Here is a 19,153-nt window from a genome sequence, read left to right as displayed (position 1 = left end):
TCCGCATCGCGGGGACGCTGAGATGCCGGTCAACGACGTCCTCGCCCAGCTCCAGCAGCTGCTGCGCCGCACCACGCCCCTGGTGGAAGGGGCGGAGCGCCTGCCCGAAACCTTCCTCAAGCTCACCCCGGGGCAGCAGGTGCGCGCCACCGTGCTGTCCCAGTTGCCCAGCGGGCGGTTTCTGGTGCAGGTCAACGACCAGCACCTGGACCTCAACCTGCCCCGCGACACCCAGCCCGGCAGTCAGGTGGAGCTGCGCTACGTGGGCAGCCAGCCGCGCCTGACCTTCATGCTGGCCGGCGAGCCCGCGGCGCCCAACCGCTCCCCGGTCAATCTGAGCGACACCGCCCGCTACATCGGTGCCCTGCTCGCCCGGGCCAGCAACCTGGCCGCCCAGAGTGCCCCAGCCACCGCCGCCACGCCGGTGCTCAACGCGCCGCCCAGCGATCCCCAGAAGCTTGCCGTGGCCCTCAAGACGGCCCTGGCCGAGAGCGGGCTGTTTTATGAATCCCACCAGGCGCAGTGGGTGGCGGGGGAGCGCAGCCTGGCGGCGCTGCTGCGGGAACCCCAGGGTCAGCTGTCGCAGCCGCGTGCCTTCGCCGCCGCCCATATTGACGCGGGCCGGCCGGCCCCGGCGGCCGGCAATGGTGAGCCCGTGCCCCCGGCGGCCTCCCCGTTGCCCGACACCGGAAGCGGGCCGGCACGCGCGGCGGAGGGCCTGCCGGGACTGCGGGACCCCGTTCATCCCCAGGCGGCGTCCCTGGTGCAGCAGCAACTGGAAGCGCTGGATACCCGCCAGCTCATCTGGCAGGGCGAGGTTTGGCCCGGCCAAACCCTGCGCTGGGAAATCGAGGAGCGTGAAGGGGGAGGGGAGGGCGCACCGGCGGAGCGGCAGTGGGTCACCCGGCTGGCGCTCACCCTGCCCAGCCTGGGCGGGGTAGAGGCGCGGCTGCGACTCGATGCCCTGGGGGTGCATGTGGATCTGCTGGCCGGCGAAGACCAGGCACGCACCGCCCTGGAGGCAGGGGCGCAAGCCCTGGCAGAAGGGTTTGAGCGGGCGGGGCTGCGTCTTGCCCAGTTCCGGGTGAGGGACCATGGATAAGCCGGAAATGCGCCGCAGTGCCGTGGCCCTGGCCTACCGCGAGGGCATGGCCGCGCCGCGCGTGGTGGCCAAGGGGCGCGGCGTCCTGGCCGAGACCATCATCGAGCGTGCCCGCGCGGCAGGGGTGTATGTCCACGAGTCGCCGGCGCTGGTGGCGCTGCTGATGCAGGTGGATCTGGACGAGCAGATTCCCCCCGAGCTCTACCTGGCCGTGGCCGAGCTTTTGGCCTGGCTCTACCGGCTGGAACAGGAGCAGGCTGGCGCCGGCTGAGCGCCGTCAGTGCCTGATGGCCGCGACCAGGTCGGCTTCCAGCTGCACCACCTGACGCGGGTGGCTCAGCCGGTCGTCGTCGGCGCGCACCAGGAAGGTGTCTTCCGCCCGTTCCCCCAGGGTGGCGATCTTGGCCATGTGCAGCCGGATGCCATGGCGCAGCAGCACCTGGGCGATGCGCGACAAAAGCCCGGGCCGGTCGCTTGCCGTCACCGACAGCACGTGATACTGGCCGCGCTCGTCCGGCGCCAGACTCACCCTTGGTTCGATGGGGAAATGGCGTACCTGGCGGCTCACCCGGCCCGCCAGGGGCGGCTCCGGCGGTGTGGAGGAGGCCAGCCGTTCCGCCAGCTCGTACTCGATGAAGGGCAGCAGGTCGCGATAGCTCTGGCTGATGCCGCCCAGGTCGAGGATGAGAAAGGTGTCCAGGGCAAAGCCGCGGGGCGTGGTGTAGATCTTGGCTTCCACCACGTTGTAGTTCATGCGCTCGAAGAAGGCGCAGATGCGCGCGAACAGGTCGTCCCGGTCCAGGGTGTAGATCATCACCTGGATGCCTTCTCCATGAGGGGCGACGCGGGCCCGCACCAGCGGCGACCCGGTATAGAGGCTGTGGGCCAGCATGCGTGTGTGCCAGGCGATTTCCTGCACGCTGTGGCGCAGGAAATAGTTTTCCCCCAGCGCCGGCCATACTTCCTGCGGCACTTCCGGGGCCACCGCCTCCAGGGCCAGCAGACGCAGCGCCTCCCGCCGGCGCGTCTCGATCTGCTCATCCGGGCTCACCCGACCGCCCGTGAGATGGCGCTCGGTGGCGCGGAACAGATCCTCCAGCAGCTTGCCCTTCCAGGCATTCCACACCTTGGGGCTGGTGCCCCGGATGTCGGCCACCGTGAGCAGATAAAGGGCCGTGAGCCGGCGCAGGGTTTGCACTTTCGCCGCGAAGGCGGCGATCACGGCCGGGTCGGAGAGATCCTGCTTCTGGGCCGTGGCGGACATGGTCAGGTGTTCCGCCACCAGCCACACCACCAGCTCGGTGTCCTCCTCCGGCAGGCCGTGCTCGCGGCAGAAGCGGCGCGCATCGCGGGCGCCCAGCAGGGAATGGTCGCCGCCACGGCCCTTGGCGATGTCGTGGAACAGGGCGGCGATGTAGAGCACCTCGGGCCGCTCGAAGTTGGCGATGAGGCGGGAGCAGAGGGGATATTCGTGGGCGTATTCCGGCAGGGTGAAGCGGCGCAGGTTGCGCACCACCATGAGGATGTGCTCGTCCACGGTATAGACGTGGAACAGATCGTGCTGCATCTGGCCCACGATGCGGCCGAACACCGGCAGGTAGCGCCCCAGCACCCCGTAAAGATTCATCCGCCGCAGGCCGTGGGTGAGGCCCCGCGGCGCGCGCAGCATGGCGAGGAAGCGGGCACGGTTCTCCGGCGCGCGCCGGAAGGCGGCATCGATGCGCGGCAGGGCGCGCAGCAGGGCACGTACCGTGGCGGGACTCAGATCGTCCAAATCCGTGCGTTGCTGCAGCAGCAGGAAGGCCTCCAGGATGGCCCCAGGATGCCGCTCGAACACGTCCGGCGCGTTCAGTTCCAGCAGCCCCCGGCGGCGGGAGAAACTGGCGTTGATGAGCACGGGTTCGCCGGCCACCGGCTCCAGACGCGCCTTCAGGCCGATGATGAGGGCGTGGTTGAACAGGCGCACCTGCTTGGCGGTGCGGTAGTAGCGCTGCATCAGCACGTCGCTGGCGGCGTGGCCGGCGCGCGGCCGGCAGCCCAGCTCGCGGGCGAGGCTGTCCTGGAAATCGAACAGCAAACGGTCTTCGCGCCGTCCCGCCAGGCGGTGCAGCCGGATGCGCAGATCCTGGAGCCGGGCTGCCAGCGCCAGCAGGCGCCGCACCTCGGCCCCCGTCAGGAGCCCCTGCCGGGCCAGGGCCTGCCAGCCCTGGCCGATTCCCAGGGCCCGGGCCAGCCACAGGCAGTTGTGCAGATCGCGCAGGCTGCCCGGGCTTTCCTTGACGTTGGGCTCCAGGTTGTAGGCGCTGTCCTGGAAACGGGCGTGGCGCTGTTGCTGTTCCAGCAGCTTGGCGGCCACGAAGCGCGGCACGTCCAGGCTAGCCGCGAAGGCCTGGCGGAAGTCCCGGAACAGCCGGGGCGAGCCCGCGAGGCGGCGCGCCTCCAGCAGATTGGTGGCCACGGTGACGTCCCGTGCGGCCTCCTCCAGACAGGACGCCAGCGTGCGCACGCTGTGGCCGATTTCCAGCCCCACGTCCCAGAAGCTGCCCACCAGCCGTTCGATGGCGGCGGCGAGCCGCGCCTCCGGCTCCTCCCGCAGCAGGATCAGGAGGTCCACGTCGGAGTGGGGAAACTGCTCCCGCCGTCCGAAGCCGCCCACCGCCACCAGGGCCGTCTCACCCGGCAGGGCTGCCGCCTGCCAGAGGCGGATCAGCACGCCATCCAAAAGATCGCTGTGGGCACGCAAGTAGGCGCGGGGGCGGGGGTGCGCCTGATAGGCGGCGAGCAGGCGCGCGCGCTGGTTCCTCAGGGCCGCGCGCAGCGCGGAAAGGTCGAGGGATTCGCCGGGCAGCGGCTCAGGCCGCGACACGGCTGAGCCGCGCCGGTTTGGCCGGCGCGCCGGCGGAGAGGGTGAGCACCTCGTAGCCGGTTTCCGTGACCAGCACGGTGTGTTCCCACTGGGCCGACAGGCTGTGATCCTTGGTGACGATGGTCCAGCCGTCGGCGAGCTGGCGGATGTCGCGCTTGCCGGCGTTGATCATGGGCTCGATGGTGAAGATCATGCCGGGCCTCATTTCCACGCCTGTGTGGGGCTTGCCGTAGTGCACCACCTGGGGCTCCTCGTGGAAATTGCGGCCAATGCCGTGGCCGCAGAATTCGCGCACCACGGAGAAGCCGTGGGCATGGGCGTGGGTCTGGATGGCATGGCCGATATCGCCCAGGTGCTTGCCGGGCGCCACCTCCTCGATGCCCAGCCACATGCATTCGAAGGTCACCTCGCACAGGCGGCGCGCCAGGATGGAGGGCTCGCCCACGTAGAACATGCGGCTGGTGTCGCCGTGGAAACCGTCCTTGATGACCGTGACGTCCACATTGATGATGTCGCCGTTCTTGAGCTTCTTGGTGTCCGAGGGCACACCGTGGCAGATCACGTGGTTGACCGAGGTGCACACGGACTTGGGGTAGGGGGGATAGCCGGGCGGGGCGTAGTTGAGGGGCGCCGGGATGGTGCCCTGCACGTTCACCATGTAGTCGTGGCAGAGGCGGTCGATCTCCCCCGTGGTGATGCCGGGTTGGATGAACGGCGCGATGTAATCCAGCACCTCGGAGGCGAGGCGCCCGGCGACGCGCATTTTTTCGATTTCCTCGGGGGTCTTGATGGAGATGGCCATGCAACGGTCGAATAGTTGACGAAAAAGGTTGATTATACCCTGCCCGCCCCCGGCACGCCAAAAAATGCGCTTTCCCTTGAACGAATTAGCGCCGCCCCGCTATAATGCCCGGCTTCGCCAGGCCGGGGAGGGTCCCCGACCGCGAAAATTCCCACACCTGCCGTCGCCGTGTGCAAGACGGCGGGCCAGAAGGGTGCCGGTGCAGCGCGCCGGTGTCGGCCCGGCGGGTGGAGGCTCAACCCTTTGGCTAGGAGTATTCCCATGTCCGTCACCATGCGTCAGATGCTGGAAGCGGGTGTCCATTTCGGCCACCAGACCCGCTACTGGAACCCCAGGATGGCTCCCTACATCTTTGGGGAACGCAACAAGATCCACATCATCAATCTGGAAAAGACCCTCCCCCTGTACGAGGAGGCGCTCAAATTCGTGCGCCAGCTGGCGGCCAACAAGGGCACCATCCTGTTCGTGTGCACCAAGCGCCAGGGCCGGGACATCATCGCCGAAGAGGCGCGCCGGGCCGGCATGCCCTTTGTCAACCATCGCTGGCTGGGCGGCATGCTCACCAACTTCAAGACCGTCAAGCAGTCGGTGAAGCGTCTGCGCGAAATGCAGCAGATGGCCGAGGACGGCACCCTGGACAAGATGGCCAAGAAGGAAGCCCTGGGCTACCGGCGCGAGCTGGAGAAGCTGGAGCGCAGCCTGGGCGGCATCCAGGACATGAACAACCTGCCGGATGCCCTGTTCGTCATCGACGTGGGCTACCACAAGGGGGCCGTCACGGAAGCGCGCAAGCTGGGCATTCCGGTGGTGGCCGTGGTGGATACCAACTGCTCGCCGGAAGGAGTGGACTACCTCATTCCGGGCAACGACGACTCCAGCCGTGCCATCCGGCTTTATGCGCGCGGCGTGGCCGACGCGGTGCTGGAGGGCAAGGCCCAGATCATCAGTGAAATCGTCGGCGGCGAGGAATTCATCGAGGTCGCGGACACGGAACAGCCCGCCGCCTGAGGCAAGGGGCGCAAGCCCCTTTTTCGTTTCACCCGGACCTCCCCTCTCTCGAATCTGTCATTAGGAGCACACAATGGCTGAAATCACCGCAAGTATGGTGAAGGAACTGCGCGAGCGCACCGGGCTCGGCATGATGGAATGCAAAAAAGCCCTCACCGAGGCCAATGGCGACATGAACAAGGCCGAGGACCTGCTGCGCATCAAGAGCGGCGCCAAGGCCTCCAAGGCTGCCGGCCGCGTGGCGGCGGAAGGCGTGATCGGCAGCTACGTGAGCCCGGACGGCAAAATCGGTGCCCTGGTGGAAGTCAACTGCGAGACCGACTTCGTGGCCAAGAACGAGGAATTCGTCAACTTCGCCAAGGAGTGCGCCAAACTGGTGGCCGAGCATGATCCCGCCGACGTGGCGGCCCTGTCCCAGCTCAAGATGGCCTCCGGTCAGACCGTCGAGGAAGCGCGCCAGGCGCTGATCATGAAGCTGGGTGAGAACATGACCATCCGTCGCATCGCCCGCTTCGCCACCTCCGGCAGGCTGTCGGTGTATCTGCACGGCAACCGGATCGGCGTGATGGTGGACCTGAACGGCGGCGACGAGACCCTGGGCAAGGACATCGCCATGCACGTGGCGGCTTCCAAACCCATCGCGGTGTCCAAGGACCAGGTGCCGGCCGAAACCATCGAGCGCGAGCGCGAGATCGCCAAGGCCCGGGCGCTGGAATCCGGCAAGCCCGCCAACATCGTGGACAAGATCGTGGAAGGCAGCGTGGCCAAGTTCCTGGCGGAAGTGACCCTGCTGGGGCAGCCCTTCGTCAAGAATCCGGACCAGACCGTGGAGGCGCTGCTCAAGTCCAAGGGGGCCAGCGTGAACGGTTTCACCCTGTTCATCGTGGGCGAGGGCATCGAGAAGAAGGTCGTGGACTACGCGGCCGAAGTGGCCGCCGCAGCAAAAGTCTGAGCTCATGGCGCTGCGCTACCGGCGTATCCTGCTCAAGCTCTCCGGCGAGGCCCTGATGGGCGAGGGCAGCTACGGCATCGACCGCGCGACGCTGGAGGGCATGGCCGCCCAGGTGGCACGCACCGCCGCGCTGGGGGTGAGGATCGGCATCGTCATTGGCGGTGGCAACATCTTCCGCGGCGTCTCGGCGGGGGCGGCCGGCATGGACCGTGCCCAGGCCGACTACATGGGCATGCTGGCCACGGTGATCAACGCCCTGGCGCTGCAGGACGCCCTGCGCCGCCTGGGCGTGGAGTGCCGTGTGCAGTCGGCCCTCACCATCGAACAGGTGGCCGAGCCCTATATCCGGGGCAAGGCCCTGCGCTATCTGGAAGAGGGCAAGGTGGTGATCTTCGCCGCCGGCACCGGCAATCCCTTCTTCACCACCGATACCGCCGCCGCCCTGCGCGGCGCCGAAATCGGTGCCGACATCGTGCTCAAGGCGACCAAGGTGGATGGCATCTACAGCGCGGACCCCAAGAAGGATCCCAATGCCCGGCGTTACGGCACCCTCACCTTCGACGAGGCCATCGCCCGCAATCTGGGTGTGATGGACGCCACCGCCTTCGCCCTGTGCCGGGAGCAGAAGCTGCCGGTGTGCGTGTTCAGCATCTTCAAGCCGGACGCGCTGGAGCGTGTGGTGCGCGGCGAGGACGAGGGCACCCTGGTGACGGTGAACTGAACCATCGATCGGAGAGGAATGAACACATGAGTTCCGTTGCCGAAGTGAAGAAACAGGCCGAACAGAAGATGCAGAAGGCCATCGAGGCGCTCAAGGCGGATCTCGGCAAGGTGCGCACCGGCCGCGCCCACACCGGCCTGCTGGATCACATCATGGTGGACTATTACGGCAGCCAGGTGCCCATGAACCAGGTGGCCAGTGTCACCCTGGTGGACGCCCGTACCATCGGCGTCACGCCCTGGGAGAAAAAGATGCTGCCCGTGGTGGAAAAGGCCATTCGCGAATCCGATCTGGGCCTCAATCCCGCCTCCCAGGGCGACATGATCCGCGTGCCCATGCCGCCCCTCACCGAAGAGCGGCGGCGCGAGCTGATCAAGGTGGTCAAGCACGAGGGTGAGACGGCCAAGGTGGCGGTGCGCAACGTGCGGCGCGATGCCAACAACACCCTCAAGGAGATGGTCAAGGACAAGCAGATCAGCGAGGACGAGGCACGGCGCGCGGAAGAGGACGTGCAGAAGCTCACCGACCGCTTCGTCGCCGAGATCGACAAGCTGCTCCAGGCCAAAGAAGCCGATCTGCTGGCGATCTGAGGCGGGGCCGTGTCCCTGTTCCGCAGCTCCACCCGCGCCATTCCGGAACCCAGCCATGTGCCGCGCCACGTGGCCATCATCATGGATGGCAACGGCCGCTGGGCCCGGCAGCGCATGTTGCCGCGCGTGGCGGGGCACCGCAAGGGCGTGGAAACGGTGCGCGAGATCATTCGCGCCTGCATCGAGCGCGGCGTGCAGTACCTCACCCTGTTCGCGTTCAGCAGCGAAAACTGGCGCCGCCCGCCGGAGGAGGTCTCCCTGCTCATGCAGCTGTTTGTGGTGGCCCTGGAGCAGGAAGTGACCAAGCTGCACGAGAACGACATCCGTTTTCGTCTCATCGGCGATGTGTCGCGTTTCGACGAGCGGCTGCAGAAACTCATCGCCGATGCCGAGGCCCTCACCGCCAACAATACCCGACTGACGCTGACCATTGCCGCCAACTACGGCGGACGCTGGGACATCCTCCAGGCCGCCAACCGCATGCTGGCGGAACACCCGGAACTGGTGCACGGCTTCGATGAGGAGGATCTCGCGCCTTACCTCTGTCTGGCCGACGCGCCGGAACCCGATCTCTTCATACGCACCGGCGGTGAGCAGCGCATCAGCAATTTCCTGCTCTGGCAGCTCGCCTACACCGAGCTTTATTTCACCGACACGCTCTGGCCCGATTTCGATGCCAGGGCCTTCGATGCGGCCATTGCATCCTTCCAGCGCCGGGAGCGGCGTTTCGGCCGCACCAGCGAGCAGCTCAAGGAAAATGCTTAGACAGCGCCTGCTCGTCGCGCTGATCCTGATCCCGCTGTTCCTGGCGGCGCTGTTCCTGCTGCCGCAATGGGCATGGGCGGCGCTGCTGGGCGCCGTGGTCCTGCTCGCCGCCCACGAATGGGCGCGGCTGTCGGGTTTCGGCGCGGGGTGGGAACGGGCCTATCTGACTCTCACCGCGCTCATTCTGGCTGCCTGTTATCACCTGCTGGAAACCGGCGCGGCGCTCACCCGGACGCTCGCCGTGCTGGCCACCCTGTTCTGGCTGGGAGTGGCGCCCCTCTGGCTTGCGGGGGGCTGGCGCGCCGAGGGGCGCCTGCTGCGCATGCTCACGGGCTGGCTGCTGCTCGTGCCCACCTGGGTGGCCCTGCTGGAGCTGCGCCTGATCGGACCGGGGCTGGTCCTGTTCGTCATGGGTCTGGTCTGGCTCGCGGACAGCGCCGCCTATTTCGCCGGCCACCGCTGGGGACGGCGCAAGCTCGCGCCCCGGATCAGCCCCGGCAAGACCTGGGAAGGCGTGGCCGGGGCGCTCGGGGCGGGGGCCCTGTTGGCCCTGCTGGTGGGGGCATCGAGCCCCAACCTCCTCCTGGCCGGCCATGGGGTGTCGGTGCCGCTTTTGATCGCGGCCTGCGTCTTCGTCGTGGCGGTGAGCGTGGAGGGCGATCTGTTCGAATCCCACATCAAGCGCCTGGCGGGCGTGAAGGACAGCAGCCATCTGATCCCGGGCCATGGCGGCGTGCTGGACCGCATCGACAGCCAGACCGCGGCCCTGCCCGTGTTCCTGCTGCTCGCCCTGGCCTATCTGGGGCGGCTCGGCAACTAGCAGGAACGTCATGCGGCGACTCACCATCCTCGGCTCCACCGGCTCCATCGGCACCAGCACGCTGGATGTGGTGGCACGCCATCCGGACCGCTTCCAGGTCTTCGCCCTGACCGCGCAGGCACAGTGGCCGCGGCTTTTGGAGCAGTGCCGGCGCTTCCGTCCCGTTTATGCGGTTTTGATGCGCCCGGACGCGGCCGATGCCCTGGCGGCCGCGCTGCGCGCGGAAGGCCTGCCCACCCGGGTGCTGGCGGGGGAGGCGGCACTGGCGCAGGTGGCCGCCGCACCGGAGGTGGACACGGTCATGGCGGCCATCGTCGGGGCCGCGGGTCTGGTGCCCACCCTGGCGGCGGCGCGCGCCGGCAAGCGCATCCTGCTCGCCAACAAGGAGGCGCTGGTGATGTCCGGCGCCCTGTTCATGGAGGCGGTGCGGGCCAGCGGCGCGGAACTGTTGCCCATCGACAGTGAGCACAATGCCGTGTTCCAGTGTCTGCCTCCGGGAGGCGGCGGGCTTTCCGCGCGCGGGGTTCGGCGCATCCTGCTCACCGCCTCGGGCGGACCGTTTCGCACCCGCGCGCCGGAGTCCCTCGACAACGTCACGCCTGCCGAGGCCTGCGCCCATCCCAACTGGGTGATGGGACGCAAGATCTCCGTGGATTCCGCCACCATGATGAACAAGGGGCTGGAGGTGATCGAGGCCCACTGGCTGTTCGGTGCCTCGCCCGAACAGATCCAGGTGGTGATCCACCCCCAGAGCGTGATCCATTCCATGGTGGAATACGTGGACGGCTCGGTGCTGGCGCAATTGGGCAATCCGGACATGCGCACCCCCATCGCCCACGCCCTGGCCTATCCGGAGCGCATCGACAGCGGGGTGGAGGCCCTCGACCTGTTCCGCGTCGCTCGCCTGGATTTCGAAGCCCCCGACCCTGCGCGCTTTCCCTGCCTCTCACTCGCCTATGACGCGCTGCGCGCGGGCGGCACCGCGCCTGCGCTGCTCAATGCCGCCAACGAGGTGGCGGTGGAAGCCTTTCTCGCCGAGACGCTGCCCTTCCGGCGCATTCCGGCCCTGATCGAGACCGTGCTGGCGCGCCTGCCCGCCGAGCCGGCACACAGTCTGGAAGCGGTGCTGGCGGCCGATGCGCAGGCCCGGGCACTCGCCCGCCGGCTGCTGTCCCAGAGCGAAGCGGCATGAGCTGGCTCATCACACCCGTCGCCTTCCTGGTCACCTTGGGCGTGCTCATCGTGGTGCACGAGTTTGGCCACTATCTGGCGGCGCGGGCCTGCGGCGTGCGGGTGCTGCGTTTCTCGGTGGGCTTCGGGCGGCCCCTGTGGGCGCGCCGCTTCAACCCGGAAGGCACGGAATGGGTGATCGCGGCCTTTCCCCTGGGGGGCTATGTGAAGATGCTGGACGAACACGAAGGCCCGGTGCCGCCCGCGGCGCTACCCCAGGCCTTCAACCGCCAGCCGGTGTGGAAGCGCATGGCCATCGTGGCGGCGGGCCCGCTCGCGAATTTTCTGCTGGCGCTTTTCATCTACTGGGCCCTGTTCCTGCACGGGATGCCGGGCCTGCGGCCGGTGATCGATGCGCCGGCGCCCGGCACCCCCGCCGCCGCGGCGGGGCTGGAAAAGGGCGATACCCTGGAGGTCATCGGGGGCACGCCGGTGACGGTGTGGGATGACGTGCACTGGGCGCTGCTGGCCGAGCTGGGACGCGCGGGCGAGCTGGAGATCTGGGTACGCAAAGCCGACGGGGGCCGGGCGGTGCATGTCCTGCACCTGACCGCCGACGATGGCGCGGACCAGGGCCGCGAGTTTCTCGCCCGTCTTGGGCTCACCCCCGCGCGCTTCGCCCAGCCGCGCATCGGCGAGGTGCTGCCGGATTCACCGGCTGCCGCCGCGGGCCTGCAAACGGGAGACTGGGTGGCGGCGGTCAATGGCGAGCCGGTGGCAAGCTGGCAGGCACTGGTGGAAAAGATCCGCCGCCATCCCGGCGAGGCGCTGACCCTGCGCGTACTGCGCGCAGGCCGGTCTCTGGAGATCGTGGTCACGCCGCGCCCGGAGCGGGTCAACGGGGAAGCCATCGGGCGCATCGGCGCCAGTGCCTACGCCTTCACCACGGTGCGCCACGGTGTGCTGGGTGCGCTCACGGCGGGTGCACGCAAGACCTGGGACGGTGCCGTGCTGAGTGTGCAGCTTCTCTGGAAAATGATCTGGGGCGAGGTGTCGTGGCGCAACCTGAGCGGTCCGGTGGCCATCGCCGATTATGCCGGACAGACGGCCCAGCTGGGCTGGATGCCCTGGCTGCTCTTTCTCGCCCTGCTCAGCGTGAGTCTGGGTGTGCTCAACCTGCTGCCGGTGCCGGTGCTGGATGGCGGGCATTTGTTGTATCATGTGGGCGAAATCATCACGGGACGCCCACCCTCCGAGAAAATTCTCATGCTCGGGCAGCGGATCGGCATGGCGCTCCTGTTCACCCTGATGCTGTTCGCCCTCTACAACGACATCAACCGCTTGCTTGGGCCGTGATCGCATGAGACCTTCCCTCCTGGTGTGGCTGCTGGCAGCGGGGCTGAGCCGGGCGGCGTTCGCCTTCGAACCCTTCGTGGTCAAGGACATCCGCGTCGAAGGCATCCAGCGCACCGAGGCGGGCACGGTGTTCAGCTATCTCCCGGTGAAGGTGGGAGAAACCTTCGACGAGGAAAAATCCGCCGCCGCCATCAAAGCGCTGTTCGCCACCGGCTTCTTCAGCGACGTGCGCCTGGAAGTCCAGGACGGTGTGCTCATCGTCCAGGTCCAGGAGCGGCCCGCCATCGGCCAGATCGACATCTTCGGCGCCAAGGAATTCAGCAAGGATCAGCTCAAGACCGGCCTCAAGGAAGTGGGGCTGGCCGAGTCGCGCATATTCGACCGGGCGCTCCTGGACAAGGCCGAACAGGAACTCAAGCGCCAGTACCTCGCGCGCGGCAAGTATGGGGTCGAGATCAAGACCACCGTCACGCCCCTGGAGCGCAACCGGGTGGCGATCCGGTTCGACATCTCGGAAGGGGAGGTGGCCAAGATCCGCCAGATCAACATCGTCGGCGCCCAGGCCTTCCGCGAGAAGGACCTGCTGGATCTGATGAACCTGTCCACGCCCAACTGGCTGTCCTGGTACACCAAGAACGACCAGTATTCGAAGCAGAAGCTGGCGGGCGACCTGGAAACCCTGCGCTCCTTCTATCTCAACCGGGGCTACATGGATTTCGCCATCGAATCCACCCAGGTGCAGATCACGCCGGACAAGAAGGACATCTACATCACCATCAACATCCACGAGGGCCCACGCTATACCCTGTCCGACATCAAGGTCGCGGGCGAGCTGCTGATTCCCGAAGACGAGCTGCGCAAGCTGGTGACCGTCAAGAGCGGTGAGGTGTTCTCCCGGGAGCGCATCACCGAAACCACCAAGGCAATCAGCGACCGGCTGGGCAACGAGGGCTACGCCTTTGCCAACGTGAACGCAGTGCCGGAAGTGGACCGGGAGCACCAGCGGGTGGCGTTCACCTTCTTCATCGACCCGGGCCGGCGTGTCTATGTGCGCAGCGTGCGCATCACCGGCAACACGCGCACCCGCGACGAGGTGATCCGGCGCGAGATGCGCCAGATCGAGGGCGGCTGGTACTCTGCGGCGAAAATCAACCGCTCCCGGGAGCGCCTCGACAAGCTGGACTACTTCAAGGAAGTAAACGTGGAAACGCCCGCCGTGGCGGGCACCACCGACCAGGTGGACGTCAACGTGCGTGTCGAGGAAAAGCCCACGGGCAACATCATGGCCGGTGCCGGGTTCTCCAGTGGCGAAGGTCTCATCCTGAGTGGTTCCGTGTCCCAGGCCAACGTGCTGGGCTCGGGCAACTTCCTGGCGGTGCAGGCCAACACCAGCAAGGTGAACACCGTCTATGCCCTGTCCTATACCAATCCCTATTACACGGATGAGGGGCTGAGCCTGGGCTTCGACATCTACACCCGCAAGGTGGATTCCACTGCACTGTCCGTGACCACGTACACCACCTCCAGCCAGGGGCTGGGCCTGCGTCTGGGCGTCCCCATCACGGAAACCGACACCGTGGGCTTCGGGCTGGGCTATGAGCACACCAAGTCCACCGTGGACACCACCGCCTCGCCGGTTTATGCCCAGTTCGTTTCCACCTTCGGCAACAGCTATTCCATCCTGCGGGGTGATGCCTCCTGGGCGCGGGACACGCGGGACAGCCGTCTCTATCCCATGAAGGGCATGCTGCAGCGCGCGGTGGGTGAGATCGGCCTGCCCGGGGGTGAACTCAATTACGTCAAGCTCACCTATCAGCACCAGTGGCTCAAACCCCTGTCACGGGAGACGGCCCTGCTGCTCAACGGCGAAGTGGGTTGGGCCAAGGGTCTGGGCGGCGATCCCTTTCCCTTCTTCAAAAACTATTACGCGGGGGGCGTGACTTCGGTGCGCGGCTACAAGGCCGGCACCATTGGTCCCAAGGACAACCTCGGGCAGGCCATCGGCGGCACACGCCGTCTGGTGGGCAATGCGGAATACCTGTTTCCCGTCCCCGGCATGAAGAACGACAAGTCGGCGCGCCTGAGTGCCTTCGTCGATGCCGGTGCCGTCTATGGCGAGGGCGCCAAGGTGAGTCTGGGCGATCTGCGCTATTCGGCGGGCATTGCCCTGAGTTGGGTGTCGCCCGTGGGACCGCTCAAGTTCAGTCTGGCCAAGGCCCTGAACGCCAAGCCGGACGACAAGACCGAAGTGTTCCAGTTTCAGTTGGGTTCCGTTTTCTAGAGAGCAGGTATGAAAAGAGTCAGGCAGATCATGGCGGTCGCGCTGTTGGCGACCGCAGGTTTCACCGCCCCGGTTCCGGCCGCGGAGCTCAAGGTGGGTTTCGTCAACGTGGAGCGCATCTTCCGCGAATCGGCGCCGGCCATCCGGGCCAGCAAGAAGCTGGAGAAGGAATTCGCCGCGCGCGATGCCGAAATCCAGAAAATGGCCAAGCAGTTCCGTGAGCTGCAGGCCTATCTGGAGAAGGAGAGCGTCACCCTGAGCGAGACCGAGCGCCGCAACAAGGAGCGCGAGCTCGCCAATCTCAACCGGGACCTGCAGCGTGCCCAGCGCGAATTCCGGGAGGACCTCAACATCCGCCAGAACGAGGAGCGCGCTGCATTCCAGGAGCGGGTCAACAAGGCCATCGGTGAGCTGGCCGAGAAGGAAAAATACGACCTCATCCTGCAGGAGGCGGTGTATGTCAGCAACCGCATCGACATCACCGACAAGATCCTGAAGGCCCTGGCGGACAAGTGACGCAGGCCGTTCCCCCAGCGTTGCAACCATGCCCGATGCGTCCGCCGGCCTCAGCCTTGCCGAAATCGCCCGGCGCCTCGGTGGCGAGGTGGTGGGCGACGGCTCGGTGCACATCCGGGAAATCGCCACCCTGGCCCAGGCGGGGCCGGGGACGCTGAGCTTTCTCACCAATCCCAAATACCGCGCGCAGCTGGCCACCACGAAAGCCGCGGCGGTCATCCTGGGGCCGCGCGACCGGGAGGCCACGACCCTGCCGCGCATCGTCGTGGACAATCCCTACGCCTATCTGGCGCGGGCGCTGGCGCTGCTCCATCCGCCCCCGCCGCTGCGGCCGGGTGTGCATCCCAGCGCGGTGGTGGACCCCGGCGCCCAGGTGGATGCCACTGCTTCCATCGGTCCGCTGGTGCACGTCGCGGCGGGTGCACGCATTGGGCCCCGCTGCCGCATCGGCGCCGGCTGCCATGTGGGGGAGGAGGCGGTGCTGGGCGAGGATTGCCTGCTTTACCCCGGTGTCACCATCTATCACCGCTGCGTGCTGGGCAGGCGCGTGATCGTGCATGCCGGTGCGGTGATCGGTGCCGACGGCTTCGGTTTCGCGCCGGAGGAGGAGCGGTGGCTGAAGATTCCCCAGATCGGCCGGGTGGTGATCGGGGATGACGTGGAAATCGGCGCCAATACCACCATCGACCGCGGCGCCGTGGACGACACGGTGATCGAGGAGGGCGTCAAGCTCGACAACCTGATCCAGATCGCCCACAACGTGCGCATCGGGGCCCATACCGTGATGGCCGCCTGCGTGGGCGTGGCGGGCAGCACCACCATCGGCCGTCACTGCATGGTGGGGGGCGCGGCGGGGATCATCGGGCATCTCACCATCGCCGACAACGTGACCATCTCGGTGGGCAGCTTCGTCACCAAGTCCATCACCGAACCGGGCAGCACCTATACCGGCGTGTGGTCGGCCCAGCCCCACAGGGAATGGATGCACATGCAGGCGCGTCTGCGCCAGGTGGAGGAGATGGCGAGCCGCATCCGTGCGCTGGAACAGAAGATTCAGGAACTGGAAAGGAAACAGCCATGAGCGCCATGGACATCAACGAGATCATGAAATATCTGCCCCACCGCTACCCCTTCCTGATGCTGGACCGGGTGGAGACAATCGAGCCCGGCAAGAGGATCGTCGCGGTGAAGAATGTCAGCGTGAACGAACCCTTCTTCCAGGGACATTTTCCGAACCGACCGGTGTTTCCGGGCGTGCTGATCGTGGAGGCCATGGCCCAGGCGGCGGCGATTCTGTCCTTCAAGAGCGAGAACACCACGCCGGATGCCGATTCCGTGTATTACTTCGTGGGCATCGACGGCGCGCGCTTCAAGCGGCCGGTGGGGCCCGGCGACCAGCTCATGCTGGAAGTGGAGTTCCTGCGCGCCATCAAGGGCATCTGGAAGTTCGCCGGCAGGGCGCGGGTGGGGGAGGCGGTGGCCGCCGAGGCCGAGCTCATGTGCACGGTGCGCAAGGTCGTATGATCCATCCCACCGCCATCGTTCATCCGGGTGCGCGTCTGGGCGCCAATGTGGAGATTGGTCCATATGCCGTGGTGGGTGAACACGTGGAAATCGGCGACGGTACCCGCATCGGCGCCCATGCGGTGATCACGGGCCACACCCGGATCGGGCGCGACAACCGGATCTTCCAGTTCGCTTCCATCGGCGAAATTCCCCAGGACAAGAAATACGCGGGCGAGCCCACGCGCCTGGAAATCGGCGACCGCAACACCATCCGCGAGTTCACCACGCTCAACGTGGGGACGGTCCAGGGAGGCGGCGTCACCCGCATCGGCAGCGACAACTGGATCATGGCCTACGTGCACATCGCCCATGACTGCATCGTCGGCAACCACACCATCTTCGCCAACTGCACCAACCTCGCGGGCCACGTGGAAGTGGACGATTACGCCATCCTGGGCGGGTTCACCGGCGTGCACCAGTTCTGCAAGATCGGCGCCCATGTCATGACGGCGGTGAACACCACCGTTTTCAAGGACATCCCGCCCTATGTCACCGCCGCCGGCAGCGATGGTGCCAGACCCCACGGGCTCAATACCGAAGGTCTGCGCCGGCGGGGGTTTTCGCCCGGGACACTGGCGGCGCTCAAGCAGGCCTACAAGACCCTCTACCGCTCCGGCCTCACCCTGGAGGAAGCCAAGGCCAGGCTGGCCGAACAGGCCGGCACGGAGCCGGCGATCCAGCTCCTGGTGGATTTCCTCGCCCGCTCCACGCGCGGCATCATCCGCTAAATCCCGCCTCCCCATCCATGGAGCAGGTGCGCATCGGCATCGTGGCGGGAGAAGCGTCCGGCGACCTGCTGGGCAGCCATCTGGTCGCCGCCCTCCGGGCGCGTCTGCCCGGCGCCACCTTCGAGGGCATCGGCGGGCCGAAGATGATCGCCGCCGGCGTGCGTTCCCTGTTTCCCATGGAGACGCTGGCGGTGCGCGGTTATGTGGAGGCGGTCAAAAGCCTGCCTGCCATCCTGCGCATCCGGCGCCGGCTGCGCCGGCATTTTCTCGCGACCCGGCCGGATTTGTTCATCGGCGTGGACGCCCCGGATTTCAATCTGGGACTGGAACGCGCCCTCAAGGCCGCCGGCATCCCCACCTTCCAGTACGTCGGCCCCTCCGTGTGGGCCTGGCGCGCGGGGCGCCTGCGCAAGATCCGGCGCGCGGTCTCCCACATGCTGCTGTTGTTTCCCTTCGAGCCGGCCATCTACGAGGCGGCGGGCATTCCCGCCACCTATGTCGGGCATCCCCTGGCGGACATGCTGCCCCTGACACCGGACCGCGCCGCGGCCCGGGAAGCCCTGCACCTGCCGCCGGAAGGGGAGATCGTGGCCCTGCTGCCAGGCAGCCGGCAAAGCGAACTGGAGCTGATGGGCGATCTCTTCGTCGAGACCGCCCAGGCCATCCTGCGCCTGCGGCCCGGCGTGTCTTTCCTGGTGCCCCTGGTCACGCGCGAGACGCGCGAGCGCTTCGAGGCGGCCCTGTATCGCCGGCAGGCCTGGGATCTGCCCCTGCGCATCCTGTTCGGCCACGCCCATGCCGCCATGACGGCCGCCAACGTGGTTTTGGTGGCCTCCGGCACGGCGACCCTGGAGGCAGCCTTGCTGAAACGCCCCATGGTGATCACCTACCGGGTACCGGCGCTCACCTACCGGCTTATGTGGCCGCGCCGCTATCTGCCCTACGTGGGCCTGCCCAATGTGCTCGCGGAACGCTTTCTGGTGCCCGAGCTGCTCCAGGAGGACGCAACGCCCGAGAACCTCGCCCAGGCCGTGTGCAATCTGCTCGCCCATCCCCGCTTCACGGCGGCGCTGGAAACCGAGTTCCTGCGCATGCACGAGCTGCTGCGTCAATCCAATGCGGAACGGGTGGCCGCCACCATCGCCGCTTATCTGGAGGGCAGGCGTGGCTGAAAGACTGCTGGTATGCGGCGTGGACGAGGCGGGCAGGGGCCCTCTGGCCGGCCCCGTCTATGCTGCGGCGGTCATTCTCGATCCCGGCCGTCCCATCGCGGGCCTTGCGGATTCCAAGAAGCTCACGGCGGCGCGCCGCGAGTCCCTCTGCCGGGACATCATGCGTCAGGCCGTCGCCTGGGCCATTGCCCGCGCCGAGGCCTGGGAGATCGACCGCCTCAACATCCTGCAGGCCAGCCTGCTGGCCATGCAGCGGGCGCTGGCGTATCTGCCCGTGGCGCCTCACCATGTGCGGGTGGATGGCAACCGGGCGCCCGTGTTGCCAGTGGGGCTCGTTGCCGGCGTGGAGACCGTGGTGGCAGGCGATGCCACGGTGGCGGAGATCTCCGCGGCGTCCATCCTGGCCAAGGTGGCGCGCGACCGCGCCCTCGTCCGGCTGGACCGGCTCTATCCGGCCTACGGCTTCGCCCGGCACAAGGGCTATCCCACACCGGACCACCTGGAGGCCCTGCGCCGTCATGGCGTCTGTCCGGAGCATCGCAGGAGTTTCGCACCGGTGGCACGGGTGCTCGCGGCCGTCAGCAGGGATTGAGGGATCGGGTGGTCAAGGGGCCGGGAGCGCCCTGGGCAACCCAACCCTAAAGATCGTGGTTGGTTTGCCGTAGTTGTCTCCAGGCCGTCCATCCACAGGGGCACGGCCCAACCAGACAAGCTGCCATCCCGTCGTTTGCTGCAGAG

At 67.2% G+C, this 19,153-nt stretch carries 19 protein-coding genes; 17 read left to right on the top strand and 2 right to left on the bottom strand.

Annotated features, from left to right (window positions below):
- The first annotated feature begins 22 nt into the window (after positions 1-22).
- Together fliK and ACZ42P_RS01515 are read left to right on the top strand one after the other, a co-directional pair.
- Positions 23-1,102: a flagellar hook-length control protein FliK gene (fliK, locus tag ACZ42P_RS01520; protein WP_464898345.1), complete on the top strand. Its 1,080-nt coding sequence runs from the start codon at positions 23-25 to the stop codon at positions 1,100-1,102.
- Positions 1,095-1,373 (top strand): EscU/YscU/HrcU family type III secretion system export apparatus switch protein, encoded by a 279-nt coding sequence (locus ACZ42P_RS01515; RefSeq protein ID WP_464898344.1) that lies wholly within the window; start codon positions 1,095-1,097, stop codon positions 1,371-1,373. Before fliK ends, ACZ42P_RS01515 begins: the two co-directional genes overlap by 8 nt.
- Positions 1,374-1,379: 6 nt before the next feature.
- On the opposite strand, the gene ACZ42P_RS01510 is transcribed toward ACZ42P_RS01515, so the two are convergent.
- Together ACZ42P_RS01510 and map are read right to left on the bottom strand one after the other, a co-directional pair.
- Positions 1,380-3,968, bottom strand: coding sequence for a [protein-PII] uridylyltransferase (locus tag ACZ42P_RS01510; protein ID WP_464898343.1), 2,589 nt, complete (start codon positions 3,966-3,968; stop codon positions 1,380-1,382).
- On the bottom strand, positions 3,955-4,770 hold the full coding sequence (map, locus tag ACZ42P_RS01505) for a type I methionyl aminopeptidase (RefSeq protein ID WP_464898342.1): 816 nt from the start codon (positions 4,768-4,770) through the stop codon (positions 3,955-3,957). The genes ACZ42P_RS01510 and map overlap by 14 nt, the downstream gene beginning before the upstream one ends.
- Positions 4,771-5,031: 261 nt before the next feature.
- Here map and rpsB point away from each other — a divergent pair, with 261 nt between their 5' ends.
- The 15 genes from rpsB to rnhB all read left to right on the top strand — a co-directional run bounded on the left by rpsB (position 5,032) and on the right by rnhB (position 19,007).
- On the top strand, positions 5,032-5,778 hold the full coding sequence (gene rpsB / locus ACZ42P_RS01500) for a 30S ribosomal protein S2 (RefSeq protein ID WP_464898341.1): 747 nt from the start codon (positions 5,032-5,034) through the stop codon (positions 5,776-5,778).
- A gap of 73 nt (positions 5,779-5,851) precedes the next feature.
- A complete protein-coding gene (tsf, locus tag ACZ42P_RS01495) occupies positions 5,852-6,730 on the top strand; it encodes a translation elongation factor Ts (RefSeq protein ID WP_464898340.1) in 879 nt (292 codons plus the stop codon).
- Positions 6,731-6,734: 4 nt separating this feature from the next.
- On the top strand, positions 6,735-7,451 hold the full coding sequence (pyrH, locus tag ACZ42P_RS01490) for a UMP kinase (protein ID WP_464898339.1): 717 nt from the start codon (positions 6,735-6,737) through the stop codon (positions 7,449-7,451).
- A 26-nt stretch (positions 7,452-7,477) separates the two neighbouring features.
- The gene (frr, locus tag ACZ42P_RS01485) at positions 7,478-8,041 is read left to right on the top strand and encodes a ribosome recycling factor (protein WP_464898338.1); all 564 of its coding nucleotides are present in this window, start codon (positions 7,478-7,480) and stop codon (positions 8,039-8,041) included.
- Between the two features lie 15 nt (positions 8,042-8,056).
- Positions 8,057-8,806 (top strand): polyprenyl diphosphate synthase, encoded by a 750-nt coding sequence (gene uppS / locus ACZ42P_RS01480; RefSeq protein WP_464899345.1) that lies wholly within the window; start codon positions 8,057-8,059, stop codon positions 8,804-8,806.
- Complete coding sequence (locus tag ACZ42P_RS01475) at positions 8,799-9,626, top strand: phosphatidate cytidylyltransferase (RefSeq protein ID WP_464898337.1); 828 nt, start codon at positions 8,799-8,801, stop codon at positions 9,624-9,626. Before uppS ends, ACZ42P_RS01475 begins: the two co-directional genes overlap by 8 nt.
- Positions 9,627-9,636: 10 nt before the next feature.
- Positions 9,637-10,818, top strand: coding sequence for a 1-deoxy-D-xylulose-5-phosphate reductoisomerase (gene ispC / locus ACZ42P_RS01470; RefSeq protein ID WP_464898336.1), 1,182 nt, complete (start codon positions 9,637-9,639; stop codon positions 10,816-10,818).
- Positions 10,815-12,152: an RIP metalloprotease RseP gene (rseP, locus tag ACZ42P_RS01465; RefSeq protein WP_464898335.1), complete on the top strand. Its 1,338-nt coding sequence runs from the start codon at positions 10,815-10,817 to the stop codon at positions 12,150-12,152. Before ispC ends, rseP begins: the two co-directional genes overlap by 4 nt.
- Positions 12,153-12,156: 4 nt before the next feature.
- Positions 12,157-14,433, top strand: coding sequence for an outer membrane protein assembly factor BamA (bamA, locus tag ACZ42P_RS01460; protein WP_464898334.1), 2,277 nt, complete (start codon positions 12,157-12,159; stop codon positions 14,431-14,433).
- A 9-nt stretch (positions 14,434-14,442) separates the two neighbouring features.
- A complete protein-coding gene (locus tag ACZ42P_RS01455) occupies positions 14,443-14,949 on the top strand; it encodes an OmpH/Skp family outer membrane protein (protein WP_464898333.1) in 507 nt (168 codons plus the stop codon).
- A gap of 28 nt (positions 14,950-14,977) precedes the next feature.
- A complete protein-coding gene (gene lpxD / locus ACZ42P_RS01450; protein ID WP_464898332.1) occupies positions 14,978-16,030 on the top strand; it encodes a UDP-3-O-(3-hydroxymyristoyl)glucosamine N-acyltransferase in 1,053 nt (350 codons plus the stop codon).
- A 5-nt stretch (positions 16,031-16,035) separates the two neighbouring features.
- Positions 16,036-16,473, top strand: a complete 438-nt coding sequence (fabZ, locus tag ACZ42P_RS01445; RefSeq protein ID WP_464899344.1) for a 3-hydroxyacyl-ACP dehydratase FabZ — start codon at positions 16,036-16,038, stop codon at positions 16,471-16,473.
- Positions 16,470-17,243: an acyl-ACP--UDP-N-acetylglucosamine O-acyltransferase gene (gene lpxA / locus ACZ42P_RS01440; RefSeq protein WP_464898331.1), complete on the top strand. Its 774-nt coding sequence runs from the start codon at positions 16,470-16,472 to the stop codon at positions 17,241-17,243. Before fabZ ends, lpxA begins: the two co-directional genes overlap by 4 nt.
- A 17-nt stretch (positions 17,244-17,260) precedes the next feature.
- Positions 17,261-18,415 carry a lipid-A-disaccharide synthase gene (gene lpxB / locus ACZ42P_RS01435; RefSeq protein WP_464898330.1) on the top strand — a complete coding sequence of 385 codons (1,155 nt, stop codon included), beginning with the start codon at positions 17,261-17,263 and terminating at the stop codon, positions 18,413-18,415.
- Positions 18,408-19,007, top strand: a complete 600-nt coding sequence (gene rnhB / locus ACZ42P_RS01430) for a ribonuclease HII (protein ID WP_464898329.1) — start codon at positions 18,408-18,410, stop codon at positions 19,005-19,007. Before lpxB ends, rnhB begins: the two co-directional genes overlap by 8 nt.
- The last annotated feature ends 146 nt before the right edge of the window (positions 19,008-19,153 follow it).

It is taken from the genome of Thiobacter subterraneus (genome assembly GCF_055379455.1).
This window is presented reverse-complemented; position numbering and strand designations above follow the sequence as displayed.

Excerpts from the sequence above, each read along its gene's own strand:
- fliK (WP_464898345.1), top strand. The coding sequence starts at position 23 with ATGCCGGTCAACGACGTCCTCGCCCAGCTCCAGCAGCTGCTGCGCCGC.
- ACZ42P_RS01515 (WP_464898344.1), top strand. The coding sequence starts at position 1,095 with ATGGATAAGCCGGAAATGCGCCGCAGTGCCGTGGCCCTGGCCTACCGC.
- map (WP_464898342.1), bottom strand. The coding sequence starts at position 4,770 with ATGGCCATCTCCATCAAGACCCCCGAGGAAATCGAAAAAATGCGCGTC.
- rpsB (WP_464898341.1), top strand. The coding sequence starts at position 5,032 with ATGTCCGTCACCATGCGTCAGATGCTGGAAGCGGGTGTCCATTTCGGC.
- tsf (WP_464898340.1), top strand. The coding sequence starts at position 5,852 with ATGGCTGAAATCACCGCAAGTATGGTGAAGGAACTGCGCGAGCGCACC.
- pyrH (WP_464898339.1), top strand. The coding sequence starts at position 6,735 with ATGGCGCTGCGCTACCGGCGTATCCTGCTCAAGCTCTCCGGCGAGGCC.
- frr (WP_464898338.1), top strand. The coding sequence starts at position 7,478 with ATGAGTTCCGTTGCCGAAGTGAAGAAACAGGCCGAACAGAAGATGCAG.
- ACZ42P_RS01475 (WP_464898337.1), top strand. The coding sequence starts at position 8,799 with ATGCTTAGACAGCGCCTGCTCGTCGCGCTGATCCTGATCCCGCTGTTC.
- ispC (WP_464898336.1), top strand. The coding sequence starts at position 9,637 with ATGCGGCGACTCACCATCCTCGGCTCCACCGGCTCCATCGGCACCAGC.
- rseP (WP_464898335.1), top strand. The coding sequence starts at position 10,815 with ATGAGCTGGCTCATCACACCCGTCGCCTTCCTGGTCACCTTGGGCGTG.
- bamA (WP_464898334.1), top strand. The coding sequence starts at position 12,157 with ATGAGACCTTCCCTCCTGGTGTGGCTGCTGGCAGCGGGGCTGAGCCGG.
- ACZ42P_RS01455 (WP_464898333.1), top strand. The coding sequence starts at position 14,443 with ATGAAAAGAGTCAGGCAGATCATGGCGGTCGCGCTGTTGGCGACCGCA.
- lpxD (WP_464898332.1), top strand. The coding sequence starts at position 14,978 with ATGCCCGATGCGTCCGCCGGCCTCAGCCTTGCCGAAATCGCCCGGCGC.
- fabZ (WP_464899344.1), top strand. The coding sequence starts at position 16,036 with ATGGACATCAACGAGATCATGAAATATCTGCCCCACCGCTACCCCTTC.
- lpxA (WP_464898331.1), top strand. The coding sequence starts at position 16,470 with ATGATCCATCCCACCGCCATCGTTCATCCGGGTGCGCGTCTGGGCGCC.
- lpxB (WP_464898330.1), top strand. The coding sequence starts at position 17,261 with ATGGAGCAGGTGCGCATCGGCATCGTGGCGGGAGAAGCGTCCGGCGAC.